A 22,329-nucleotide genomic window follows, 5' to 3' on the forward strand; every position below is an offset into this window, starting at 1 on the left:
CTTGTTCGCGAGGTTCTAGAGAGAACGTTCTATCTAGTCGGAAGCTAACACGGGGGCCGGAGTGATCCACAAGCTAGAACGAGCGCTCTATCCAGCGATCGCTGCGGGGTCGCGGGCCGGCAGGGCGCCTACGGTGCCGTCGGCAGCGGCTTGGGCGGGTAGCTGCGCAGGACGAGGGATGTGGTGACCGGTCCGTAGCGGGCGAGGGAGTCCACGATCCGTTCCAGGCGCTCGGCGTGGGAACAGTGCACGTCGAGCACCAGACAGTCCTCGCCGGTCACGCGGAGGGTCGAGACGACCTCGGGAGTCCGGGCGGCGAGGGCGAGCGCTTGGGTCAGCTGCGCGTGGGTGGTCCGCAGCCGGACGACGGCGTGGATGTTCAACCCGACTGCCGACGGGGCGACGACGGCGCGGTACCCGGTGATGGTCCCGTTCTTCTCCAGGCGCTGGATGCGGGCGGCGGCCGCAGGCTGGGACAGCCCGACCCGGCGTCCGACCTCGGCTCCGGTGAGCCGGCCGTCGACCTGGAGCAGATCCAGGATCGCCCGGTCTATCTCGTCGAGTGATTCCATCGTCGTCGCCCCCACTTTCCTTGAGATCACTTGCTGGGCCCGGCCACCGGCGCTGCCCCGTCGAGAATCGCCCCAGGGTGTCCCGGCGAAGTGCGGGGACCGCGACGGGAACGGCGGTGGGCGATGGTCGCGTACGTCATCATCCCCGGCATCGACGGTTCGGATGAGCGGCACTGGCAGAGCGTGTGGGAGGAGCGATGGGGGCCCTCGGCGGTACGGATCGCGCCGGCGTCGTGGAGCGAGCCGGACCTGCCGGACTGGGTCGCCGCGATCCAGGCTGCCTACGGGATCGCTTCCCGGCGTGACGGCCGGGTGGCGTTGGTGGCGCACAGCCTCGGCTGCTGGGCGGCCGCGCACTGGCTGGAGCAGGCGCTGCCCGACTCGGTGGCGGCGTTCCTGGTCGCGCCCCCCGACCCCCGGGGGCCGGCGTTCCCGCAAGAGGCCGCCCCGACGTTCCTGGGCCTGTCCGCCCGCCCCCTGCCCTGCCCGGCCCTGGTGGTGGCCGGCGACGACGACCCCTACTGCGACGCGGAGGCGTCCGCGTCCTTCGCGCGGGAGTGGCGGGCGCAAGGCCACCTCCTCGAAGGCCACGGCCACATCAACTCCGACAGCGGCCTCGGTGACTGGCAGGCGGGCCTGGAACTCCTCCGCGGGCTCCTCGACCGCTGAGCCCCCGTGCGGCACGGCGGGTTCGGGCGGCTTCGAGGGAGTCGACCCAGGCGGTCAGGCGAGCGCCATGCCCGACTCCGTACGACGCAGGAACTGCCGGCCCAGTACGGCCAGAGCGAGCGTCTGCCCGAGACGGGCGAGCACGAGGCCTCTCCGCCCTTACACGACCCCAGGATCGACCGTGATGGAGAAAGGTGCGGGCTCCTCGGACCAGGAGTCGTACTGCTCCGCGCTGATCTGCGTATGCATCCACGCGGGCGCCACCATCTCGGCGGACATGGTGTACCTCCTTCGAGGAGCCTCGGCAGGTCCGGTTCTGCTGCGCCCAGCCTGCTGTTCCGAGATGGCGGGTCGCCCGGCACGGAAGGAGGAGTCACCCTCCATGTGATGGCTCACCAGTGCAATTCGGCCACGTGAGGCGGGCGCGTCAGGGTTTCGCCGGTCGCGTCAGCCGTTGTGAGAGGCTGGCCGCATGAACCGGTTGGCTGGTGTGACCTCGCCGTATCTGCTTCAGCATGCTGACAACCCGGTCGACTGGTGGCCGTGGGGACCGGAGGCGTTCGAGGAAGCGCAGCGCCGCGGTGTCCCCGTTCTGCTGTCGGTCGGGTACTCCGCGTGCCACTGGTGCCACGTCATGGCGCACGAGTCCTTCGAGGACGAGCTCACCGCCGCCTACATGAACGAGCACTTCGTCAACATCAAGGTGGACCGCGAGGAGCGGCCCGACGTCGACGCCGTCTACATGGAGGCCGTGCAGGCGGCCACCGGGCAGGGCGGCTGGCCGATGACCGTGTTCATGACGGCGGACGCCGAGCCCTTCTACTTCGGCACCTACTTCCCGCCGGAGCCGCGCCACGGCATGCCCTCCTTCATGCAGGTGCTCGAAGGCGTACGGGCCGCCTGGGTCGGGCGCCGCGACGAGGTCGCCGAGGTGGCCGGGAAGGTCGTGCAGGACCTCGCCGGACGGCAGTTGGAGTACGGGCGGGCCGGGGTGCCGGGGCCGGAGGACCAGGCGCGGGCGCTGCTCGCGCTGACGCGGGAGTACGACGCGCGCCACGGCGGTTTCGGCGGGGCGCCGAAGTTCCCGCCGTCGATGGCGCTGGAGTTCCTGCTGCGCCACCACGCCCGGACCGGCGCCGAGGGCGCCCTCCAGATGGCCGCGGACACCTGCGAGGCCATGGCCCGGGGCGGGATCTACGACCAGCTCGGCGGCGGCTTCGCCCGGTACTCGGTGGACCGGGAGTGGGTGGTCCCGCACTTCGAGAAGATGCTCTACGACAACGCGCTGCTCTGCCGGGTCTACGCCCACCTGTGGCGGGCCACCGGCTCCGACCTGGCGCGCCGCGTCGCGCTGGAGACCGCCGACTTCATGGTGCGCGAACTGCGCACCGCCCAAGGCGGGTTCGCGTCCGCGCTGGACGCCGACTCCGAGGACCCGGGCAGCGGGCGCCACGTCGAGGGCGCGTACTACGTCTGGACGCCGGCCCAGCTGCGGGAGGTGCTCGGCGACACCGACGGCGAACTGGCCGCGGCGTACTTCGGGGTGACGGAGGAGGGGAACTTCGAGCACGGGACGTCGGTGCTGCGACTGCCCCAGGACGGGCCGGCCGTGGAAGCCGGGCGGATCGCCGGGATCCGCGAGCGGCTGCTGGCGGCCCGGGCCGGCCGGCCGGCGCCCGGGCGGGACGACAAGGTGGTGGCGGCCTGGAACGGCCTGGCCATCGCGGCGCTCGCCGAGTGCGGGGCCTTCTTCGAGCGGCCCGACCTGGTGGAGCGGGCCACCGAGGCCGCGGACCTGCTGGTGCGGGTGCACTTCGACGCGACGGCCGGGAAGGTCCGGCTGGGGCGGATCAGCAAGGACGGGCGGGCCGGTGGCAACGCGGGCGTGCTGGAGGACTACGGCGACGTCGCGGAGGGCTTCCTGACGCTGGCCGGGGTGACCGGCGAGGGGGTGTGGCTGGAGTTCGCCGGTTTCCTCGTGGACCTGGTGCTGGACCGGTTCGCCGCCGAGGACGGCTCGCTGTACGACACGGCGCACGACGCGGAGCGGCTGATCCGGCGCCCGCAGGACCCCACCGACAACGCGGCGCCGTCCGGCTGGACGGCCGCGGCCGGCGCGCTCCTGTCGTACGCGGCGCACACCGGCTCGGAGGCCCACCGGACGGCGGCCGAGCGGGCGCTCGGGGTGGTACAGGCGCTGGGTCCGCGCGTCCCGCGCTTCATCGGGCACGGCCTGGCGGTGGCGGAGGCGCTGATCGACGGTCCCCGCGAGGTCGCGGTGGCCGGCCATCCGGAGGACCCGGCGACGGCCGCGTTGCACCGGACGGCGTTGCTGGGGACGGCTCCCGGGGCCGTGGTGGCGGTGGGAGCACCCGGTCCGGCGGGATCCGGCCCGGGGGAGTTCCCCCTTCTGGCCGAGCGCACGCTGGTGCGCGACCTCCCCACGGCGTACGTGTGCCGGCACTTCGTCTGCGCGCGGCCTACGACGGATCCGGTCGAGCTGGCGGGGCAGTTGGGGGCGGTTCGTTCCTGAAGGGTCTGAAATGGGCCCCCGGAATGGTCAACTCCCCATATTCGCAAGCCAGTTCAGCAACGCGCTTTTTATCTGAGGACCGTCTGGGTTTCACCTTCTCTGCCTAACCTCATGTCTTCGGGAGGGGACGGGGGACGGCGGGCCGGGGGGCCCGCCACGACATCCCCCGGGGGGTTCAGACGTTCTGCCGCAGCCCGCCAAGGGCGGCTGCGGCATGCCTGTGGGGGGACCGTTTGTACACGTCTGTGTTCATTGCTGCCATTTCGCTTGCCCTGTTCTGGATGGCCGCGTTCACGCTCTGGTGGCAGATGCACGCCTGGCGCACACCGGAGACGCTGGCCGCGACCCGCTTCGACCGGCCCGACGGAGAGGGCCGCCTGGCGTTCTCCCTGCTGCTGCCGGCCCGCCACGAACAGGCGGTGCTGGAGCACACCATCGACCGGCTGCTCGAATCCAGCCACACCGACTACGAGATCATCGTGATCGTCGGCCACGACGACCCCGAGACCGCCGCGGTCGCCGAGCGGTCCGCGGCCCGCGCACCCGACCGGGTGCGGGTGGTCGTCGACCACCACGAGGCCAAGAACAAGCCGAAGGCCCTCAACACCGCGCTGCCACACTGCCGCGGCGACATCGTCGGGGTCTTCGACGCCGAGGACCAGGTCCACCCGGAACTCCTCGCCCACGTCGACCACGCCTTCCGCTCCACCGGCGCCGACGTCGTCCAGGGCGGGGTCCAGCTGATCAACTTCCACTCCAGCTGGTACAGCCTGCGCAACTGCCTGGAGTACTTCTTCTGGTTCCGCTCCCGGCTCCACCTGCACGCCCAGAAGGGCTTCATCCCGCTCGGCGGCAACACCGTCTTCGTCCGCACCGGCGTGCTCCGCGACGCCGGAGGCTGGGACCAGAACTGCCTCGCCGAGGACTGCGACCTCGGCGTGCGGCTCTCCTCCGTCGGGAAGAAGGTGGTCGTCGCCTACGACTCCGACATGGTCACCCGCGAGGAGACCCCCGGCTCCCTGGTCAGCCTGCTCAAGCAGCGGACCCGCTGGAACCAGGGCTTCCTCCAGGTCTACCGGAAGAAGGACTGGAAGCAGCTGCCCGGCCGCGGCCAGCGCTGGCTCGCCCGCCACACCCTGATGACCCCCTTCATGCAGGCCGCCTCCGGGGTCATCATCCCGCTGAACGTCGCCGTCGCCGTCTTCCTCGACGTCCCCGTGGGCATCGCCTTCATCACCTTCCTGCCCATGATCACCGCGATGGTGACCTTCGTCTTCGAGATCGTCGGCCTGCACGACTTCGGCCGCCAGTACGGACTGCGCGTCCGCTTCGTGCACTACCTCAAGCTCGTCGTCGGCGGCCCCCTCTACCAGGTGATGCTGGCCGGCGCCGCGATCCGGGCCGTCTGGCGCGAACAGCGCGGACGCAACGAGTGGGAACTGACCAGCCACGTCGGCGCCCACCTGACCGCCGTCACCGCAGCGACCGGAGCCACCGCCGCGACCGCCGCGACCGCCGCGACCGGAGCCACCGCCGTCACCGCCGTCACCGCCGTCCGAGGGGAGAGCCGCCCGTGACCGCCACCCTGCCCGCCGCCTCGGCCACGGCCACCACCGAAGCCCCTCACACCACCGCCGACACCACCGCCGCGGACCCGCGCGCGGGCCGGCCCGGCCCCCGGACCGTCCCGTCCAGGCCCGCCGTACGCTTCCGCCGCTCCCGCCCCGACCTCCTGCTCTGCGGGGCCCTGCTGCTGGTGATCCTGCTGGTCCAGGGCTGGAACATCACCGCCTTCCCGGCCCTCTCCGACGACGAGGGCACCTACCTCGCCCAGGCCTGGGCCGTCCAGCAGGGTGAGGGCCTGGCCCACTACACCTACTGGTACGACCACCCGCCGCTCGGCTGGATCCAGGTGGCCGCGCTGACCTGGCTGCCGTCCCTGCTCGTGCCCGAGTCGATGACCGTCGCCTCGATGCGCTTCGCGATGCTCGCCGTCTCCGCCGCCAGTGCCGTCCTGCTGTACGTCCTCGCCCGCCGGCTGTGGCTGCCCCGCTGGGCGGCCGGCCTCGCCATGGCCCTGTTCGGGCTGTCGCCGCTGTCCGTGGTGCTCCAGCGCGAGATCTTCCTGGACAACCTCGCGGTCATGTGGATGCTGCTGGCCTTCTGCCTGGCCGCGTCCCCCAGCCGGCACCTCTGGCACCACTTCGCCGCCGGGCTCACGGCCGCCACCGCCGTGCTCACCAAGGAGACCATGCTGGTCGTCCTGCCGGCCCTGCTCGTCACCATGTGGCGGCACAGCCACCGCGACACCCGGAAGTTCGCCGTCACCGGCGCCGTCACCGCCTGCGCCCTGATCGGCCTGTCCTACCCGCTGTACGCCCTGCTCAACGGGGAGCTGTTCCCCGGCGAGGGACACGTCTCGCTGATCGGCGGCATCACCTACCAGATGGGCCGCGAGGGCTCCGGGTTCATCCTCGACCCCGGCTCCGGCTCCCACGGCGTCTTCCGGTCCTGGCTGTACTACGACACCGTCCTGCCGCTCGGCGGCCTCGCCGGCGCCGCCCTCCTGCTCCTGACCTTCCTCCCCCGAGCTCTCGGCTTCGCTCGAGCAGGGGGGACCCCCATGTCGGTCACCGCCCGCGCCCTGGCCGGCCCGGCGCTCGCCGCGGTCATCCTCGCCCTGGTCGCCATGCGCCCGTCCGGCTACCTGCCCGCCATGTACATCATCCAGGCCCTGCCGTTCCTGGCGCTGGTCCTCGCCGGCGGCGCCGCGAGCACCGTCCACGCCGTGCTGCGGCGCGGCCGCCCGGGCCTGGTGCCCGCCCGCTGGGCGCTAGTCGCCGTACTCACCGCGTCCGCCGCCGCGTACGTCGTACCGCGCTGGTACGAGGGCAACCGTACGGCCCTCACCGTGGACGCCAACGGCCCCTACCGGCAGGCCGCCGCCTGGCTCGGCAGCGAGGTCGGCGACCCGGCCCGCACCCGGGTGCTGCTCGACGACGCGCTCTGGCTGGACGCGGTCCACGCCGGCTTCGAACCGGGCCTCGGCGCCATCTGGTTCTACAAGGCCGACCTCGACCCGGCCGTCACCAGGACCATGCCGCGCGGCTGGCGGGACGTCGACTACGTGGTGTCCTCGCCCACCGTCCGCCGGGACGCCGCCGACCTGCCCAACGTCAGGGCGGCCCTGGAGCACTCGACCGCCGTGGCCGTCTTCGGCACCGGCGAGGACCGCATCGAGATCCGCAGGACCCACCGCGAGACCACCGACAGCGGGAGCTGACGCCCACCATGAGCGAAGACCTGTGGACCCCCGCCGCCGTCCCCGATCCCGCCCTGGAGCCGGCGTGGACGTCCGCGGCCGCCCCCGGCAGCGTCACCCTGATCATCCCCACCTTCAACGAGTCCGGGAGCGTCGCCGAGTTGCTGCGGCAGCTCGGCGCCGCACTGCCGTCCCGGCTGCCCGTCGAGGTCCTCTTCGTGGACGACTCCACGGACGACACCCCGGAGGCCATCGAGAAGGCGGCCCGGGACTGCCCCTTCCCCGTGTCCGTCCTCCACCGCGACACCCCGGACGGCGGACTCGGCGGTGCCGTCGTCGAAGGCGTCGCACGGGCCGCCACCGACTGGATCGTCGTCATGGACGCCGACCTCCAGCACCCGCCGCGACTCGTTCCCGAACTCGTCGGCGAGGGCGAACGCACCGGCGCCGACCTCGTCGTCGCCTCCCGCTACACCAGCGGCGGCAGCCGGGCCGGCCTCGCCGGCACCTACCGGATCGCCGTCTCCCGCGCCGCGACCTGGCTCACCAAGGGCCTCTTCCCGCGCGCCCTGCACGGCGTCAGCGACCCGATGAGCGGGTTCTTCGCGATGCGCCGCTCCGCCGTCACCGCGGAGGCGCTCCGCCCGCTCGGCTACAAGATCCTGCTGGAGCTCGCGGTCCGCTGCCGGCCCGCCCGGGTCACGGAGGTGCCGTTCGTCTTCCAGGAACGGTTCGCGGGGGAGTCCAAGTCCACCGCCCGCGAAGGCCTCCGCTTCCTGACGCACCTCGTCTCCCTGCGCACCGCGAGCGCACCGGCCCGCATGATCGGGTTCGGGCTGATCGGCCTGTCCGGGTTCGTACCCAACCTGCTCGCGCTGTGGCTGCTGACCCGGGCCGGCATGCACTACCTGCCGGCCGAGGTCGTCGCGAACCAGGCGGGCGTGCTGTGGAACTTCGCCCTGATCGAGGTGCTGCTGTTCCGCGACCGGCGCCGGCACCGCCGCCCGGCGGACCGGATCGGCCGGTTCGCCCTCCTCGCCAACGCCGACCTGCTGCTGCGGATACCGCTGATCGCCCTGTGCGTGGGCCGGCTGGGGATCGGCGTGCTGCCGGCCACGGCACTCGCCCTGGTCACCACGTTCGTCCTGCGGTTCGCGGCCACCGAAGCCCTCGTCTACCTGCCGCGCAAGGGTGCCAGGCACCGTCGCGCGGCCCGCTGAAGGAGCCGTACCGGACAGCAACGGACGCACCACACAAGGGAGTACGTACATGCGCATCCCGATCCGCCGCGTGCGGCGGGGCCGGCGCCGGGCCGCCCTGCTCGCCGTCGGGGCGATGGCCGGCGGCCTGCTGCTGACCGCACCGCAGCACGCCTCGGCCGGACCCCCCAACCTGCTCACCAACCCTGGCTTCGAGACGGCCGGGCCGGCCGGCTCCGACATGCCGTCCTGCTGGTCCAAGTCCGGATGGGGCGACAACGACTTCAGCTTCACCACCGTCGCCGACGCCCACTCCGGCACCAGGGCGATGCGGGTCGCGCTGACCCGCCGCGTCGACGGCGACCGCAAGGCGCTGGTCACCGAGTCCACGGCCTGCGCGCCGACCGTGGTCCCGGGCAGGCAGTACGACCTGTCGGCCTGGTACAAGTCCGACACCCCGGACGTGTCGGTGACCGTGTTCCGGCGGGAGGCCGCGACGGGCACCTGGCACTACTGGACCGACCTGCAGAACCCGCCCGTCAGCGCCGCCTGGGCGCGCACCGAGGTCCGCACGCCCGCGGTCCCGCCGGGCACCGACAGGATCGCGTGGGGGATGTCGGTGTACGGCGTCGGCACCCTCACCACCGACGACTACGCGATGGAGGAGGTCGGAGCCACCGGCCCCACCCCCACCTGCACCGGCACCGCGGAGGAGTGCGCCAAGGGCAGGTGGGAGGTGATCCCGGCCAAGAACCCGACCCGGTCGATGCACGCGGTGGTGCTCAGGAACGGCAAGGTGCTGCTCATCGCGGGGTCCGGCAACGACATCGCGCGGTTCCAGGCGGGCACCTTCACCTCGGCCGTCTACGACCCGGCCAACGGGTCCTTCAAGACCATCCCCACGCCGGTCGACATGTTCTGCGCCGGCCACGTGCAGCTCTCGGACGGCCGCGTGCTGGTCATGAGCGGCAACAAGGGTTACCCGTCCGCCGACGGCAGGATCGGCTACCAGGGCCTGAAGGACTCCTACGTCTTCGACCCGGCCACCGAGAAGTACACGAGGACCAACGACATGAACGGCGGGCACTGGTACCCGTCCGCGACGATCCTCGGCAACGGCGACGTGATCTCCTTCGGCGGCCTGAAGGAGGACTCCACCGGGAACGTCACCGCCGAGAAGTTCTCCGCCGCGCAGAACAAGTGGCTGCCGATGAACGAGGTCAACCAGACCTGGTCCTACTGGGGCCTGTACCCGTCGATGATCCTCATGCAGGACGGCCGGCTGTTCTACTCCGGCAGCCACACCTTCGGCAACGGCACCCCCGGCACCGGTGCGTCCGTCTACGACTACGACGCGAACACCATCACCGACGTGCCGGGCCTGCGCAACAAGGACCAGCGCGACGAGTCGGCGAGCGTGCTGCTGCCCCCCGCGCAGGACCAGCGGGTCCTGACCATCGGCGGCGGCAACAACGAGACCAACCCGGCCGCCAACCGGATCACCGACATCATCGACCTGAAGAAGCCCAGCCCCGCCTACACGGCCGGCCCGGACATCCCGCAGGGTCTCGTCGACACCGGCACCGGCAAGCGGCCGCAGACCGGGGCCGAGGGCAAGATGTACGTCTCCGCGGTGCTGCTGCCCGACGGCAAGGTGCTGGAGACCGGCGGCGGGCTGCACGACCGGGCCGACCCGGTCTTCGAGGCCTCGTTCTTCGACCCGGCCACCAACACATACCAGGCGGGCCTGGCCACCGACCCGGTGCCCCGGACGTACCACTCGGCGTCCTTCCTGATGCCCGACGGCCGGGTCATGTCGGTCGGTGACAATCCCGGCAACGGCACCTACAACCACAACGTGTCCGTCTACACCCCGCCGTACCTCTTCAAGGGGCCCCGGCCGCAGATCACTTCGGTGATCGACACGCGGTGGGTGTACGGCGACACCCAGCGCATCACCGTCAACCGGCCCATCGCCAAGGCGGAACTGATCCGCCCGGCCGCGGTCACGCACTCCTCCGACCCCAACCAGCGTTTCGTGGACCTGCCGTTGACGGTGGTCGACGACACCACGGTGGACCTGAACGTGACCAGCAACCCCAACCTGGCCCCGCCCGGCTGGTACATGCTGTTCGCGGTCGACGCGGGCGGCGTCCCGTCGATCGCGAAGTGGGTGCACGTGGGCGGCGCGCCGGCCGTGGCGGCCCTCTCCGGCGAGCAGCGGCCGTCGGCGCACGAGCACACCTTCGCGAACGAGCTCGGCCCGGCCAAGCCGAACCCGGCGAAGCGGAACTCCGTACCCGTGAGCCCGAGGATCGCCGGCTGCGACCGGCACTACGGCTCGGCCACCCTGTGCGTGCCGACGGTGTTCCCGGCGGAGGTCGCGAACACGCCCAAGGCCCGCTGTGACTGGCTGGCCGCGCACAAGTACCCGAAGCGCATGAAGGTCAACGGCAGCGACCCGCTGCGGCTGGACCAGGACCGCGACGGCTACGCCTGCTGACGGCCACCCGGCCACCCGGCCACCTCCACCCGGCCACCCTTCCGCCCGGCCCACGGCGCCGGTGCCCGCGCCGCTCGGCGGCGGGCACCGGCGCCGTTCCGTCCGTCCGTCCTCCAACCGCCGGGGCAAGTGCACCCGTTTGACGGCCCGTCGTCCCACGTCACGGAGGTGCGGCCCTCCTACGCTGAAGCGCGGACATCCCCGGTCGAAAGGTTCCGCGCCCATGCCCGTGACCGCCCCCCGCACCCTGCGCCGCCGTCTGGCCGTCCTGCTGGCCTGCGGGCTGCTCGGCCTCGCCGCCCCCTCGCTCGCGCCCGCCCCGGCCTTCGCCGGGCAGGCCGGGAGCGGCACGGGACAGGCGGTCCGCATCACCGAGTTCACCCCGCCCACCCCGAACAGCGGCCCGGTGGGCATCACCGGCGGGCCGGACGGCAACGTCTGGTTCACGGAGAACGGCGCCAACCGGATCGGGCGGATCACCCCGCGCGGCCGGATCACCGAGTTCCCGCTGCCCGCCCCGGACCGGTTCCCCGACGACATCACGGCGGGTTCCGACGGCAACCTGTGGTTCACGGAGCCCGCCGCGAACCGGATCGGGCGGATCACCCCGCGCGGCCGGGTCACCGAGTTCGCCCTGCCCACCGCGGACGCCTTCCCGATCGGCATCACCCGCGGGCCCGACGGCAACGTGTGGTTCACGGAGAACGGGAGCAACCGGATCGGGCGGATCACCCCGCGCGGCCGGATCACCGAGTTCCCCCTGCCGACCCCCGACAGCTTCCCGTACCGGATCACCAAGGGCCCCGACGGCAACCTGTGGTTCACCATGCCGTTCGCCAACAAGATCGGCCGGATCACCCCGCAGGGGAAGGTGACCGAGTTCCCGCTGCCGAACCCGGAGGGCGGCCCCTTCAACATCACCACCGGCCCGGACGGCAACCTCTGGTTCACCGACAGCGGTGGCCTGGACAACGAGATCGGCCGGATCACCCCGCGCGGCAAGGTCACCCGGTTCCCGCTGCCGACCCGCGCCGCCGGCCCGATCGGCATCGCCGCCGGCCCGGACGGGAACGTCTGGTTCACCGAGTCCAACGTCAACCGCATCGGCCGGATCACGCCGCGCGGCCGGATCACCGAGTTCCCCCTGCCGGCGTCCTCCCCGGACAGCACCCCCTTCCACATCACCGCCGGTCCCGACGGCAACATGTGGTTCACGGAGCTCACCGGCAACCGGGTGGGCCGGGTGGACCTCCGCGGCCGGGGCTGACCGACCCGCCGGGGCGCCGGGGCGCTGACCGGCCGTGGCGCCGACCCGCCGTGGCGCCGTCAGGCGTGGCCGTAGGCGACCAGCGAGATGCCCACGTAGTGGGTGACGAAGGCGACCAGGGTCAGTGAGTGGAAGACCTCGTGGAAGCCGAAGAAGCGCGGGGAGGGGTTGGGCCGCTTCATCCCGTAGATGATCCCTCCCGCGCTGTAGAGCAGACCGCCGACGACCACCAGGACCAGGACGGCGATGCCGCCGGTCCGCAGGAAGTCGGGCAGGAAGAACACCGCGGCCCAGCCCATGGCGATGTAGCAGGGCGTGTAGAGCCAGCGCGGCGCACCGACCCAGAACACCCGGAAGGCGATCCCGGCGGCGGCCGCGAGCCATACCGCCCAGAGCAGGGTCCGGCCGGTGGAGGGCGGCAGCAGCAGCACCGTCAGCGGTGTGTAGGTACCCGCGATGATCAGGAAGATGTTGGCGTGGTCGAGGCGGCGCAGCACCGCCTCCCCGCGCGGACCCCAGGTGCCCCGGTGGTAGAGCGCGCTCACGCCGAAGAGCAGGCACGCGGTGAGGACGTACACCCCGCAGGCCACCCTGGCCGCCGTGGAATCCGTGAACGCCATGAGGACCAGTCCGGCGACGACCACGGCGGGGAACATCCCGGCGTGCAGCCAGCCGCGCAGCAGCGGCTTGACGGGCGCTTCTGAAGTCATGGTCGTCATGCTACCTACGCGTCCGTAGGTATCCGTCAAGTGACGGACGGGTTCAAGATCGAAGGCAAATCCCGCGCTTTACCGAAGATTGAACAGAGTGGCAATGCTCACGTGAGAGGCCCCCTGGACATATGCGCACATCCACCGGATGATCAGATGAGTGCGGTCGGCACCGGATGAGCGGAGCGCGAAGTCATCCGGGTCGCAGCCCCCACGGGGCATACACCAAACAACCCCTCAACAAGGAGCAATCGTGGCGCGCGACAACGCGGCTCCCACTTCCAGCCCGACGAACCACCAGGGTCTGATCGCCTGGGTGGAGGAGATCGCTGAACTGACCGAGCCGGACAGCGTCGTCTGGTGTGACGGCTCCGAGGCCGAGTACGAGCGCCTGTGCGAGGAGCTCGTCGCCAAGGGCACCTTCCGCAAGCTCGACCCGGTCAAGCGCCCCAACTCGTACTACGCCGCCTCCGACCCGTCCGACGTCGCGCGCGTCGAGGACCGGACCTTCATCTGCTCCGAGAAGGAGGAGGACGCGGGCCCGACCAACCACTGGAAGGCCCCGGCGGAGATGAAGGAGATCTTCGCGGGAGAGAAGGGCATCTTCCGCGGCTCCATGAAGGGCCGCACGATGTACGTCGTGCCCTTCTGCATGGGCCCCGTCGGCTCGCCGCTGTCCGCGATCGGCGTCGAGATCACCGACTCCGCCTACGTCGCCGTCGCCATGCGCACCATGACCCGCATGGGACAGGCCGTCCTCGACGAACTCGGCACCGACGGCTTCTTCGTCAAGGCCGTCCACACCCTCGGCGCCCCGCTCGCCGACGGCCAGGCCGACGTCCCGTGGCCCTGCAACACCACCAAGTACATCTCGCACTTCCCCGAGACCCGCGAGATCTGGTCCTTCGGCTCCGGCTACGGCGGCAACGCCCTGCTCGGCAAGAAGTGCTACGCGCTCCGCATCGCCTCGGTCATGGCCCGCGACGAGGGCTGGCTCGCCGAGCACATGCTCATCCTCAAGCTCACCCCGCCGCAGGGCGAGGCGAAGTACGTCGCCGCCGCCTTCCCGTCGGCCTGCGGCAAGACCAACCTGGCCATGCTGGAGCCCACGATCCCCGGCTGGACGGTCGAGACCATCGGCGACGACATCGCCTGGATGCGCTTCGGCGAGGACGGCCGCCTCCACGCCATCAACCCGGAGGCCGGCTTCTTCGGCGTCGCCCCCGGCACCGGCGAGCACACCAACGCCAACGCCATGAAGACGATGTACGCCAACACCGTCTTCACCAACGTCGCGCTCACCCCCGACGGCGGCGACGTCTGGTGGGAGGGCATGACCGAGGAGGCCCCCGCCCAGCTCATCGACTGGAAGGGCAACCCCTGGACGCCGGAGTCGGAGACCCCGGCCGCCCACCCCAACGCCCGCTTCGCCGTCCCCGCCGCCCAGTGCCCGACGATCGCCCCCGAGTGGGAGGACCCCAAGGGCGTCCCGATCTCCGCGATCCTCTTCGGCGGCCGCCGCGCCTCCGCCGTCCCGCTGGTCACCGAGTCCTTCGACTGGAACCACGGCGTCTTCATCGGCTCGAACATCGCCTCCGAGAAGACCGCCGCCGCCGAGGGCAAGGTCGGCGAGCTGCGCCGCGACCCCTTCGCCATGCTGCCCTTCTGCGGCTACAACATGGGCGACTACATGGCCCACTGGGTCAAGGTCGGCGCCTCCGCGGACGCCACGAAGCTCCCGAAGATCTACTACGTCAACTGGTTCCGCAAGAACGACGCCGGCAAGTTCGTCTGGCCCGGCTTCGGCGAGAACAGCCGCGTCCTGAAGTGGATCGTCGGCCGCCTCGACGGCACCGCCGAGGGCGTCGAGACCCCCATCGGCATCCTGCCGACCAAGGCCTCCCTCGACCTCGACGGCCTCGACATCTCCGACGAGGACCTCGACTTCCTCCTCACCGTCGACAAGGACGTCTGGCGCGACGAGGCCGCCCTCGTCCCCGAGCACCTCAACACCTACGGCGACCACACCCCCAAGGAGCTGTGGGACCAGTACCACGCGCTCGTCGAGCGCCTCGGCTGAACCAGCCGCCCCGCCCCGCCGCCCTGACCCGGCGGGGCGGCACCCAAGACGTGGGAGCCCCCGACCAAGCGGCGCCCACCGCAGTGGGAATCCCCGACCAAGGTGTTCCCACCGCAGCACCCCGCCTGTCCGGCCCTGTCCGGCCGTCTCAGGAGCGTCCGCGCTCCTCCAGATAGGTGGTGTGCGTCTGCTGACGGCGGGCCTCCCTGTCCTGGAGGCCCGCCGTCAGGCGTTCCGCCTCATCGAACAGCAGCCCCAGCTGCCGCTCCAGATGCCGCTCCGGCGGCACCGCCCCCGGCTGCAGCCGGCTCCACCAGCGCGCCCGGTTGTACGTGTCCACCGACTCCGGCACGTCACTGCGCACCGCCCGCGACAACACGTGCACCGACTCCGGCTCCCCGGCCAGCACGTCCGCCACCCAGCCCGGATCCAGCAGCCGCGCGTACAGCTCCATCAGCTCCGCCAGCTTCCCCCCGGCCGCCGGCGGCAGCTCCACCTCCGCCAGGTACTCACGCAACCGCGCGAAGTCCTCCCGCACCGCCCCCAGCTGCTCGCTCGGGTCGAACTCCGGCGGCGGCGTCCGCTCCGGCGGCGCGATCAGCGCCCCCGCCGCGTACAGCCCCGCCACCACCACCGGCCAGAACGCCCCGGCCAGACCCCCCAGCGCCAGGCCGACCCCCGCCAGCCCGCCCACCATGCCCGCCAGGTTCTTCCTCGACTCCAGGTACGCCAGTGCCGCTCTACTGGTAGCCACGGATCTCCTCGAAGGCCCCGTCCAGGGAGCCCTTCCCGTCGGTGGCGTCGAACACGCGGCCCCCGGTGATCTCCGCGATGTGCGACAGCTCCTTGCGGTCCGAATCCCCGAACAGCACCGCGAAGACCGGGGTCCCCCGCTGCGCCTCGGGCAGCCCGGCGAAGAACGAGTCGAAGTGCGCCGCGTCCACGCCCTCGGTGTTCTCCCCGTCCGTCATCAGCACGATCGAGGTGAACCCGTCCCCGCCGCCCCTGCCGAGGTGCGCGTAGGCCGCCTCCAGACTGCTGTAGACGGCCGTGCCCCCCGCCGGCTCCAGGGAACCCACGTCCCGGCGGATCGCGTCCAGCGCGGCGTCCGCCCGTCCCGGCTCCACCACGTGCGTCCGCACCTCCTTCACCCTCGACCCGAACGGCAGCAGCGTCACCTCCTCCCGGTCCCGGAACCGCCGGCCGGTGCCCGAGGAACCGCTGCCGGTCAGCTCCGTCAGCGCCTTCTTCAGCCGCCCGATCCGGTCGCCCTCCCTCATCGACCCCGAGGTGTCCAGCACGTACACCGTCCGCGACGGACGCCGCAGGACGTGCTCGTACGAGGAGAGCAGCCCGTCCGCGACGGCACGCGTGCCGGGGAACGGCAGCTCACGCCGCGGCTCCGCCGCCAGACCCGGCGCCGGCGCCACCCCGGCCGTCACCGGCCGCCGGAACGTCCGCTCGGTGATCTCCTTCTGCGCCCGCTCACCCCGCAGGTAGCCGGTGAGCGCCCGGCCCGCCTCGCGGGCCCCGGCGGGCGCCGACGTCAGCAGCGTCAGCGGGTAGCCGGCGGTGACCACCCCGTCCCGCGGCCGGATGACCGTAAGCCCGGCCCGCGCGTCCCGGTTCATCGACAGCAGCACGGACTCGTAGTTCACCAGCGCGTCCACATCACCCCGCCGCGCGTACGCCTGCGCCAGCCACCCCGAGGAACCCGAGGTCAGCTTCTGCCCGGCGAAGAACTCCTTCAGCCGCGGCGTCACCCCGCCCACGTCCTCCGCGGTCAGCGCCGCCTGCGCACCGGAAAGCCCCGAGGCCACCGAGACCAGCGCGGAGAAGCCGGAGTTGGACCGCACCGGGTCGGTCATCCCGTACCCGAGCCGGCCGGAAGCGACCGCCTGGTGGACGGCGGACCAGGTCACCTCCTCCGGCTTCCAGCCCAGCCGGGCCAGCGCCTCGCCCTTCACGCCGATCGCCACCGGCGAGGACATCACCGTCGTCTCGGAGCTCAGCTTCCCGGCCGCCTCGGGCCGCAGCCGCAGGTAGTCGTTGGACGACAGCCACAGCGCGTCGTACCGCCCGTCGGCCCGGCCCGAAGCCACCGTCTCCACGGCGTCCAGCGTGCCGCTCCACGTCAGCTCCACCCGCACGCCGGTGGCCTCGCGGGCCCCTTCGAGCACGCCCTCCATGTCCGCCAGTTCGCTGGAGGCCAGCACCCGCAGCGTGCCCTCCTCGTACGCGGCCCCACCGCCCCCGCCGCCCCGGGACTCCCCCTCCCCGCCGCCGGTGCACCCGGCCACGACCAGCACCAACGGGACCACCCAGCCCAGCACGCCCCGGCCCCGCCCACCCCGCCGGCCCGTCCGGTGCCCCGGCTGCCGGGCGGCCCTCACAGGGCACCCCCGCCCGGCTCGCCCGCGGCACGCGACCGTGCCAGGTACGCCGACGCCGCCTGCAACTCCCCGGTAAGCGACTCCACGGTCGCGGCCATGCTCTCCGTCGCCTCCACCCGGTACGAGTCGATCGCGTCCAGCGTCCGGAAGATCTGCCCGAACGCCGCCCGCAGCGTCTCCGCCCCCACCGCGGGGTCCGCCGCGATCCGCTGCACCTCCCCGCTCTGCGAACCGAGCATCTCCGCGTTCCCGCGGATCAGGTCCTCCGTCGTTCCCCGCAGCGCGTTCACCTGCTCGACCACCTTCCGCTGGTCGTCCAGCGCGGACGCCAGCATCACCGCGATCCGCAGCGCGGACACCGTGGTCGTCGCCGCCCGGTCCACGCCCTTGATCAGCTCGTCGTTGTTGCGCCGGACCACGTCCATCGCCAGATAGCCCTGCGCGCACACCGCCAGCTGGGTCAGCAGGTCCTGGTGCTTCTGCCGGACCGGGAACAGCACGTCCGACCGCAGCGCGTCCGCCTGCCGCGGATCGACCGCCTCCAGCTCGGCCACGCGCCGCGTGACGGCCGCGTCCAGGGCCTCGGTGAGCACCGCGTACTCCTGGAGCCGGCCCATCGTCTCCCACAGGCGCGTCCGCTCGGTGTGCAGCGCCGCGTTGTCACGGCGCAGCTCGTCCTGGCCGCCGCGCAGCGCGCCGACGATCCGGTTCAGCGTCGTCTGCGAGGAGGCGTACCGCGCGACGTGGTCGCGGAACCGGTTGCCGCCGGGCAGTCGCGACAGCAGCTTCCGCGCGCCCCGGGCGGGGCCGTCGCCGGGGTCCAGGTCCTCCACGGTCCGGCGCAGCTCGACCAGCGAGGAGGCGACCCGGCCCTGGGCGTCCCCGCCGCCGGACAGCGAGCGCACGGCCCGGTCCAGCATCCGGTTGGACTGCTGGGCGGCGTCACGGACGTCGGCGGAGCCGAGGGCGGTGATCTCGCCGATCCGGCCGGCGAACTCGGGGGAGCGGGTGTCGAGCCCGGCGAGCGAGCCGACGTACGCGGCGGCCCGCCGGGCCATCTCGTCACGCACCTCGTCCCGGAGCGGGACCAGACCGGAGGCCTGCTCCCGGCGGACGGGGGCGACGGGTTCGGGCGCGGTGAGGACCAGCGGAGCGTCCTCGGGTGGCGTCAGTGTCATGTGCGTACGTCCCTGGTTTCGCTAGCCCTTGGCCCGCTCGGCGAGCTTCTGGAGGACCTTCACGGTGGGGGTGCCGACCTGGTTGATGCCCGTGAGGCCCTGGTTCAGGTAGGCGGTGTGCGGCGCGGTCGCCCGGCCGAACTCCTGGACGCCGTTCTGCGGGCGGAACCCGTGGCGGACCGCGAGTTCGCGCAGCCGGGGATCGGTCGACAGCAGCTCGCCGAGGGCCTTGGCCCCGTCCTTCAGCGGGACGAAGGTGTGGTCGCTGTTGACGGTCGTGTCCGGGTAGAGGACGACCATGTCGCCGGGCGGCCGGTTCCGCAGCAGCAGCGCCGCGACCTGGGACTCGTAGACGAGCACGAGCGGTTGGCCGGCCCCGCTGATGAACTCGCGGAACGGGGCGTCGGTGCTGGGCGGCTGCTGCCCCTGCGGAGCGGTCAGCTTGTTCAGGACGGGTGCGGTGGCGTCGACGCCCCGGTCGTCGGAGACGACCGTGTGGCCGTTGGCGACGTTGGAGACCGCGGCGAGGTAGAGGGCGCCCGAGTTGGAGGAGGCCGGGTCGGTCGACCGGATGAACACCCTGCCCAGCAGCTCCGGGTGGGCGCCCGAGCCCTTGAGCTGCTGCCAGGTGCGGTCCTCGCGGACGGCGTTGACGAACTCGCCCATCAGCAGGGTGCCGCTGTTCTTCCCGGTCATCCGGGCCAGTCCGTTGTCGGCGAGCACCTGTGCGGTGCCCGCACGGGCGACCACGACCAGCGGGGAGAAGAACGGCACCGTGTGGGAGCCGGGCACCCCGGCTCCGCCGCGGATCTCCTTGGCCGGTTCGCTGCTGCCGGGGAAGGCGAAGTCGTACCGCTCGAAGGGGAGTTGGTCCATGGCCCAGGAGCCGGACGTCTCCGTCTCGATCGTGAAGCCCTTGGCGGCGAGGGCCTTCACGACGTCGGGGTCGGCGAAGAACTCGGCCTTCTCGGAGCCGATCACGCCGTGCACGGTCTTCGTTGCCGTGTGTTCCGGGTCCCGGTCGCCGCCTCCTGCGAGGATGACGGCTACCACGCCGCCTATCAGCAGGACTGCCAGGACGATTCCAAGAATGCGTCTCACGTGGGGCAGCGTGCTCGCGGAAACCCACATTCCGTGCCGATTTGAATGAACGTCAGGTGACGAGGTGGTCCCACTTCGGCAGCCCGGCAGGAACAGGAAAGAGTCGGTGGTGGCGGTGTCCAGGTGGCAGGGATGGTTCGTCGGACTGGTGGGGGTCGCGGCCCTGCTGGTGTTCGCCCCGCTGGCGCTCTACGTATGGGCGAGCGGCGGCTCCGGCACGCCGTCTGACGACGTGTACGACCCGGCGGAAGCGGCCCGCGACGCTGCGGTGACCACCTGCCGAATCGATCCGGCGACCCGCCGCCTGGTCGCCGTCGCCGAGGTCACCAGCGGCGCCGCGCGGACCGGCTCGTACGTGGTGACGGTCGAGTTCCGCCAGGACCCGCCGCTGGGCACCGTCCAGGCCCTGGTCCGCCTGGACGGGGTGGCGCCGGGCACCACGGCCACCGGCGAGGCGATCGGGCCGGTCTGGCCGGCCGGAGTGGTGCCCTGGTGCGGCGTGTCCGGCGCCACGTTCGACCCGTCCCCGGCCCGCCACTGACCGGCCGGGCCGTCCGGCCGGGTCGCCACTGACCGGCCGTCCGTCCGGGCCGTCCGGTCATCCCGGCACGGCGAGACGCCACCGGCCCGGACGGAGAACCGTCCGGGCCGGTGGCGTGGTGTCGTGGCTCCCGGTCCGGAGCCTCCCCGGCCCCGGACCGGGGCCGTCAGTGGGCGCCGGCCGGCTCCAGGGCGGCGGTGTGCGCGTCCATCTGCTCGGCGGCGAGGATCGCGACGGCGGTGTCGGCGCGGGAGGCCGCCACGAGCAGGACACGGGCGGCGAGCTCGTGCGCACGGCGGCGCAGGGTGGCGGCGTCCTCGCCGGAGCGGCCCGCGTTACGGGCCGGCGGGGCGCCGCGCAGCCGCGCCACCTGGGCGGCGATGCGCTCGGCGGGCTCCTCGAGGCCGAGCTCGTCGGTGACGGCGAGCAGGGCCGACAGGTGCCCGGCCAGCTGGATGTCCAGCTCCTCGGCCCGGCTGCGGTGCGGGTAGTCCACACGGCCGCGGCCCATGCGGTGGACCGTCGCCGTCTTCGTGCGGTTCGGCTCGTACATGAGGAAGGCCTCCTGCTTGGTCAGGAGACCATCCTACATTGGATTCCGTCTAAAGTTGAGCCGAGTCGCGAACACTGTCAGGTCGCTCGCGCGCCGGGGTCTACATCTGGGAGTACCCGTCGAGGAAGCTGCCGATCCGGGTCACCGCGTCCGCGAGGTCCTTGGCGTTGGGGAGGGTCACGATCCGGAAGTGATCGGGCTCGGTCCAGTTGAAGCCGGTGCCGTGGACGACCATGATCTTCTCGGCCCGGAGCAGGTCGAGGACCATCTGCCGGTCGTCCTTGATCTTGTAGACGGACGGGTCCAGCTTCGGGAACAGGTACAGCGCGCCCTTCGGCTTCACGCAGGTGATGCCGGGGATCTGGGTGAGCAGGTCGTACGCCGTGTCGCGCTGCTCCAGCAGCCGCCCGCCGGGCAGCACCAGGTCCTCGATCGACTGCCGGCCGCCGAGCGCGGTGGCCACGGCGTGCTGGGAGGGCATGTTCGCGCACAGTCGCATGTTGGCGAGGATCGTCAGGCCCTCGATGTAGGAGGCCGCGTGCTTCTTCGGGCCGCAGACCGCCATCCAGCCGGACCGGTAGCCGGCCACGCGGTAGTTCTTCGACAGCCCGTTGAACGTCAGGCAGAGCAGGTCGGGGGCGATGGCGGCGGTGTTGGTGTGGGTGGCGCCGTCGTACAGGATCCGGTCGTAGATCTCGTCGGAGCAGACCACGAGGTTGTGGCGGCGGGCGATGTCGGTGAGCCCGCGCAGCATCTCCTCGTCGTAGACCGCGCCGGTCGGGTTGTTCGGGTTGATGATCACGATCGCCCGGGTGCGGTCGGTGACCTTGCGCTCGATGTCGGCGAGGTCCGGCATCCAGTCGGACTGCTCGTCGCAGCGGTAGTGCACGGCGGTGCCGCCGGCGAGCGAGACGGAGGCCGTCCACAGCGGGTAGTCCGGAGCGGGGACGAGGACCTCGTCGCCGTCGTCCAGCAGGGCCTGCATGGCCATCTGGATCAGCTCGGAGACGCCGTTGCCGAGGTAGATGTCCTCGACGTCCAGGTCGATGCCCTTGGTCTGGTAGTGCTGCATGACCGCCCGGCGCGCGGAGAGCAGCCCCTTCGCGTCCCCGTAGCCGTGGGCGCTGCCCAGGTTGCGGAGCATGTCCTCGAGGATCTCGGGCGGGCACTCGAAGCCGAAGGCTGCCGGGTTGCCCGTGTTGAGCTTGAGGATGCGATGACCTGCCGCTTCGAGCCGCATGGCCTCTTCGAGCACGGGGCCGCGGATCTCGTAGCAGACATTGGCGAGCTTCGTTGACTGGATCACCTGCATGACGGGAGCTTACGGGGCCGCGGCCCGCTCCGCTCCGGCATTCCCCCACCCGAGCACTGCCGAAATGTCCCATTTCGCGGGACCCCTCGGGCTGATCCCGCACCCACCCTTGGATTGCCGGGCCGATCGCGGCCCGGGACCTGCGGATCGGTTGCGGGGGGACCGGGGGTGGGGTGGGGGTGTTGTGCTCGTCACGTTGGGGGGTGGGGTGGGGCGGGGTGGGGCGGGGTGGGGCGGGGTGGGGCGGGCGTGCTCGGGCGGGGCGTGAATTGTGGGGCGGGGGTGGGGTGGGTGGGCCCACTGGACCGGAGCGCGAATGCGGGGCGGGGGTGGGGGCGGCTGGGCCCACTGGACCGGTGGTGTTGGTTGCGTCGGGGTGGTTGCCCGTCCGTCCCATCGTCCTTCCGGGGCCGTCCGCCCTGTCAAGGGCGCTCCTTCGTCGCGTCGCTTCGCGAT

Annotated in this window: 17 protein-coding genes and 1 pseudogene; 9 read left to right on the top strand and 9 right to left on the bottom strand. The window is 72.1% G+C overall.

Annotated features, from left to right (window positions below; all coding sequences use genetic code 11):
- Positions 1–128: 128 nt before the first annotated feature.
- The gene (locus ACFY61_RS14120) at positions 129–572 is read right to left on the bottom strand and encodes an Lrp/AsnC family transcriptional regulator (RefSeq protein WP_389471219.1); all 444 of its coding nucleotides are present in this window, start codon (positions 570–572) and stop codon (positions 129–131) included.
- Positions 573–695: 123 nt separating this feature from the next.
- Between ACFY61_RS14120 and ACFY61_RS14125 the strand changes: the two genes are divergently transcribed.
- Positions 696–1,241, top strand: a complete 546-nt coding sequence (locus ACFY61_RS14125; protein WP_389471222.1) for an RBBP9/YdeN family alpha/beta hydrolase — start codon at positions 696–698, stop codon at positions 1,239–1,241.
- A gap of 162 nt (positions 1,242–1,403) precedes the next feature.
- Here the strand turns inward: ACFY61_RS14125 and ACFY61_RS14130 are convergent.
- Positions 1,404–1,520 (bottom strand): annotated as a pseudogene (locus tag ACFY61_RS14130) (Uma2 family endonuclease); the annotation flags it as partial.
- Positions 1,521–1,713: 193 nt separating this feature from the next.
- On the opposite strand from ACFY61_RS14130, the gene ACFY61_RS14135 reads away from it, so the two are divergent.
- From ACFY61_RS14135 to ACFY61_RS14160, 6 genes are all read left to right on the top strand, one after another.
- Entirely contained in the window at positions 1,714–3,774 is a 2,061-nt protein-coding gene (locus ACFY61_RS14135) for a thioredoxin domain-containing protein (protein ID WP_389471225.1), read from the top strand.
- A gap of 233 nt (positions 3,775–4,007) precedes the next feature.
- Positions 4,008–5,351, top strand: a complete 1,344-nt coding sequence (locus tag ACFY61_RS14140; protein ID WP_389471228.1) for a glycosyltransferase — start codon at positions 4,008–4,010, stop codon at positions 5,349–5,351.
- Complete coding sequence (locus tag ACFY61_RS14145; RefSeq protein ID WP_389471231.1) at positions 5,348–7,057, top strand: ArnT family glycosyltransferase; 1,710 nt, start codon at positions 5,348–5,350, stop codon at positions 7,055–7,057. Before ACFY61_RS14140 ends, ACFY61_RS14145 begins: the two co-directional genes overlap by 4 nt.
- Positions 7,058–7,065: 8 nt before the next feature.
- Positions 7,066–8,256: a glycosyltransferase gene (locus ACFY61_RS14150; RefSeq protein ID WP_389471234.1), complete on the top strand. Its 1,191-nt coding sequence runs from the start codon at positions 7,066–7,068 to the stop codon at positions 8,254–8,256.
- 115 nt (positions 8,257–8,371) lie between these two features.
- Positions 8,372–10,738: a galactose oxidase-like domain-containing protein gene (locus tag ACFY61_RS14155; protein WP_389471314.1), complete on the top strand. Its 2,367-nt coding sequence runs from the start codon at positions 8,372–8,374 to the stop codon at positions 10,736–10,738.
- Between the two features lie 223 nt (positions 10,739–10,961).
- Complete coding sequence (locus tag ACFY61_RS14160; RefSeq protein ID WP_389471237.1) at positions 10,962–12,005, top strand: hypothetical protein; 1,044 nt, start codon at positions 10,962–10,964, stop codon at positions 12,003–12,005.
- A gap of 59 nt (positions 12,006–12,064) precedes the next feature.
- On the opposite strand, the gene ACFY61_RS14165 is transcribed toward ACFY61_RS14160, so the two are convergent.
- Positions 12,065–12,724: a hemolysin III family protein gene (locus ACFY61_RS14165; RefSeq protein WP_389471240.1), complete on the bottom strand. Its 660-nt coding sequence runs from the start codon at positions 12,722–12,724 to the stop codon at positions 12,065–12,067.
- Positions 12,725–12,968: 244 nt separating this feature from the next.
- On the opposite strand from ACFY61_RS14165, the gene ACFY61_RS14170 reads away from it, so the two are divergent.
- A complete protein-coding gene (locus tag ACFY61_RS14170) occupies positions 12,969–14,795 on the top strand; it encodes a phosphoenolpyruvate carboxykinase (GTP) (RefSeq protein ID WP_389471243.1) in 1,827 nt (608 codons plus the stop codon).
- 148 nt (positions 14,796–14,943) lie between these two features.
- On the opposite strand, the gene ACFY61_RS14175 is transcribed toward ACFY61_RS14170, so the two are convergent.
- Genes ACFY61_RS14175 through ACFY61_RS14190 form a run of 4 tightly spaced genes read right to left on the bottom strand, consistent with a single transcriptional unit; the run spans position 14,944 to position 19,467 of the window.
- On the bottom strand, positions 14,944–15,549 hold the full coding sequence (locus ACFY61_RS14175; RefSeq protein ID WP_389471246.1) for a hypothetical protein: 606 nt from the start codon (positions 15,547–15,549) through the stop codon (positions 14,944–14,946).
- Positions 15,536–17,128, bottom strand: coding sequence for a substrate-binding domain-containing protein (locus ACFY61_RS14180; RefSeq protein WP_389471248.1), 1,593 nt, complete (start codon positions 17,126–17,128; stop codon positions 15,536–15,538). The genes ACFY61_RS14175 and ACFY61_RS14180 overlap by 14 nt, the downstream gene beginning before the upstream one ends.
- A 56-nt stretch (positions 17,129–17,184) precedes the next feature.
- Entirely contained in the window at positions 17,185–18,366 is a 1,182-nt protein-coding gene (locus tag ACFY61_RS14185) for a toxic anion resistance protein (RefSeq protein WP_389471251.1), read from the bottom strand.
- Between the two features lie 21 nt (positions 18,367–18,387).
- Complete coding sequence (locus ACFY61_RS14190; RefSeq protein ID WP_389471253.1) at positions 18,388–19,467, bottom strand: substrate-binding domain-containing protein; 1,080 nt, start codon at positions 19,465–19,467, stop codon at positions 18,388–18,390.
- Between the two features lie 109 nt (positions 19,468–19,576).
- Between ACFY61_RS14190 and ACFY61_RS14195 the strand changes: the two genes are divergently transcribed.
- Positions 19,577–20,008 carry a hypothetical protein gene (locus ACFY61_RS14195; RefSeq protein WP_389471256.1) on the top strand — a complete coding sequence of 144 codons (432 nt, stop codon included), beginning with the start codon at positions 19,577–19,579 and terminating at the stop codon, positions 20,006–20,008.
- A gap of 166 nt (positions 20,009–20,174) precedes the next feature.
- Here the strand turns inward: ACFY61_RS14195 and ACFY61_RS14200 are convergent, their stop codons facing one another.
- Complete coding sequence (locus ACFY61_RS14200; protein WP_389471259.1) at positions 20,175–20,561, bottom strand: hypothetical protein; 387 nt, start codon at positions 20,559–20,561, stop codon at positions 20,175–20,177.
- A gap of 100 nt (positions 20,562–20,661) precedes the next feature.
- Positions 20,662–21,873, bottom strand: a complete 1,212-nt coding sequence (locus tag ACFY61_RS14205; protein ID WP_389471262.1) for a pyridoxal phosphate-dependent aminotransferase — start codon at positions 21,871–21,873, stop codon at positions 20,662–20,664.
- Positions 21,874–22,329: the final 456 nt, after the last annotated feature.

Source organism: Streptomyces sp. NPDC012888 (assembly GCF_042900645.1).
Taxonomy (GTDB): domain Bacteria; phylum Actinomycetota; class Actinomycetes; order Streptomycetales; family Streptomycetaceae; genus Streptomyces.

Bases quoted from the DNA above. Each gene is read 5' to 3' on its own strand.
- ACFY61_RS14120 (WP_389471219.1), bottom strand. From the start codon at position 572: ATGGAATCACTCGACGAGATAGACCGGGCGATCCTGGATCTGCTCCAG.
- ACFY61_RS14125 (WP_389471222.1), top strand. From the start codon at position 696: ATGGTCGCGTACGTCATCATCCCCGGCATCGACGGTTCGGATGAGCGG.
- ACFY61_RS14135 (WP_389471225.1), top strand. From the start codon at position 1,714: ATGAACCGGTTGGCTGGTGTGACCTCGCCGTATCTGCTTCAGCATGCT.
- ACFY61_RS14150 (WP_389471234.1), top strand. From the start codon at position 7,066: ATGAGCGAAGACCTGTGGACCCCCGCCGCCGTCCCCGATCCCGCCCTG.
- ACFY61_RS14155 (WP_389471314.1), top strand. From the start codon at position 8,372: ATGGCCGGCGGCCTGCTGCTGACCGCACCGCAGCACGCCTCGGCCGGA.
- ACFY61_RS14160 (WP_389471237.1), top strand. From the start codon at position 10,962: ATGCCCGTGACCGCCCCCCGCACCCTGCGCCGCCGTCTGGCCGTCCTG.
- ACFY61_RS14165 (WP_389471240.1), bottom strand. From the start codon at position 12,724: ATGACGACCATGACTTCAGAAGCGCCCGTCAAGCCGCTGCTGCGCGGC.
- ACFY61_RS14185 (WP_389471251.1), bottom strand. From the start codon at position 18,366: ATGACACTGACGCCACCCGAGGACGCTCCGCTGGTCCTCACCGCGCCC.
- ACFY61_RS14200 (WP_389471259.1), bottom strand. From the start codon at position 20,561: ATGTACGAGCCGAACCGCACGAAGACGGCGACGGTCCACCGCATGGGC.
- ACFY61_RS14205 (WP_389471262.1), bottom strand. From the start codon at position 21,873: ATGCAGGTGATCCAGTCAACGAAGCTCGCCAATGTCTGCTACGAGATC.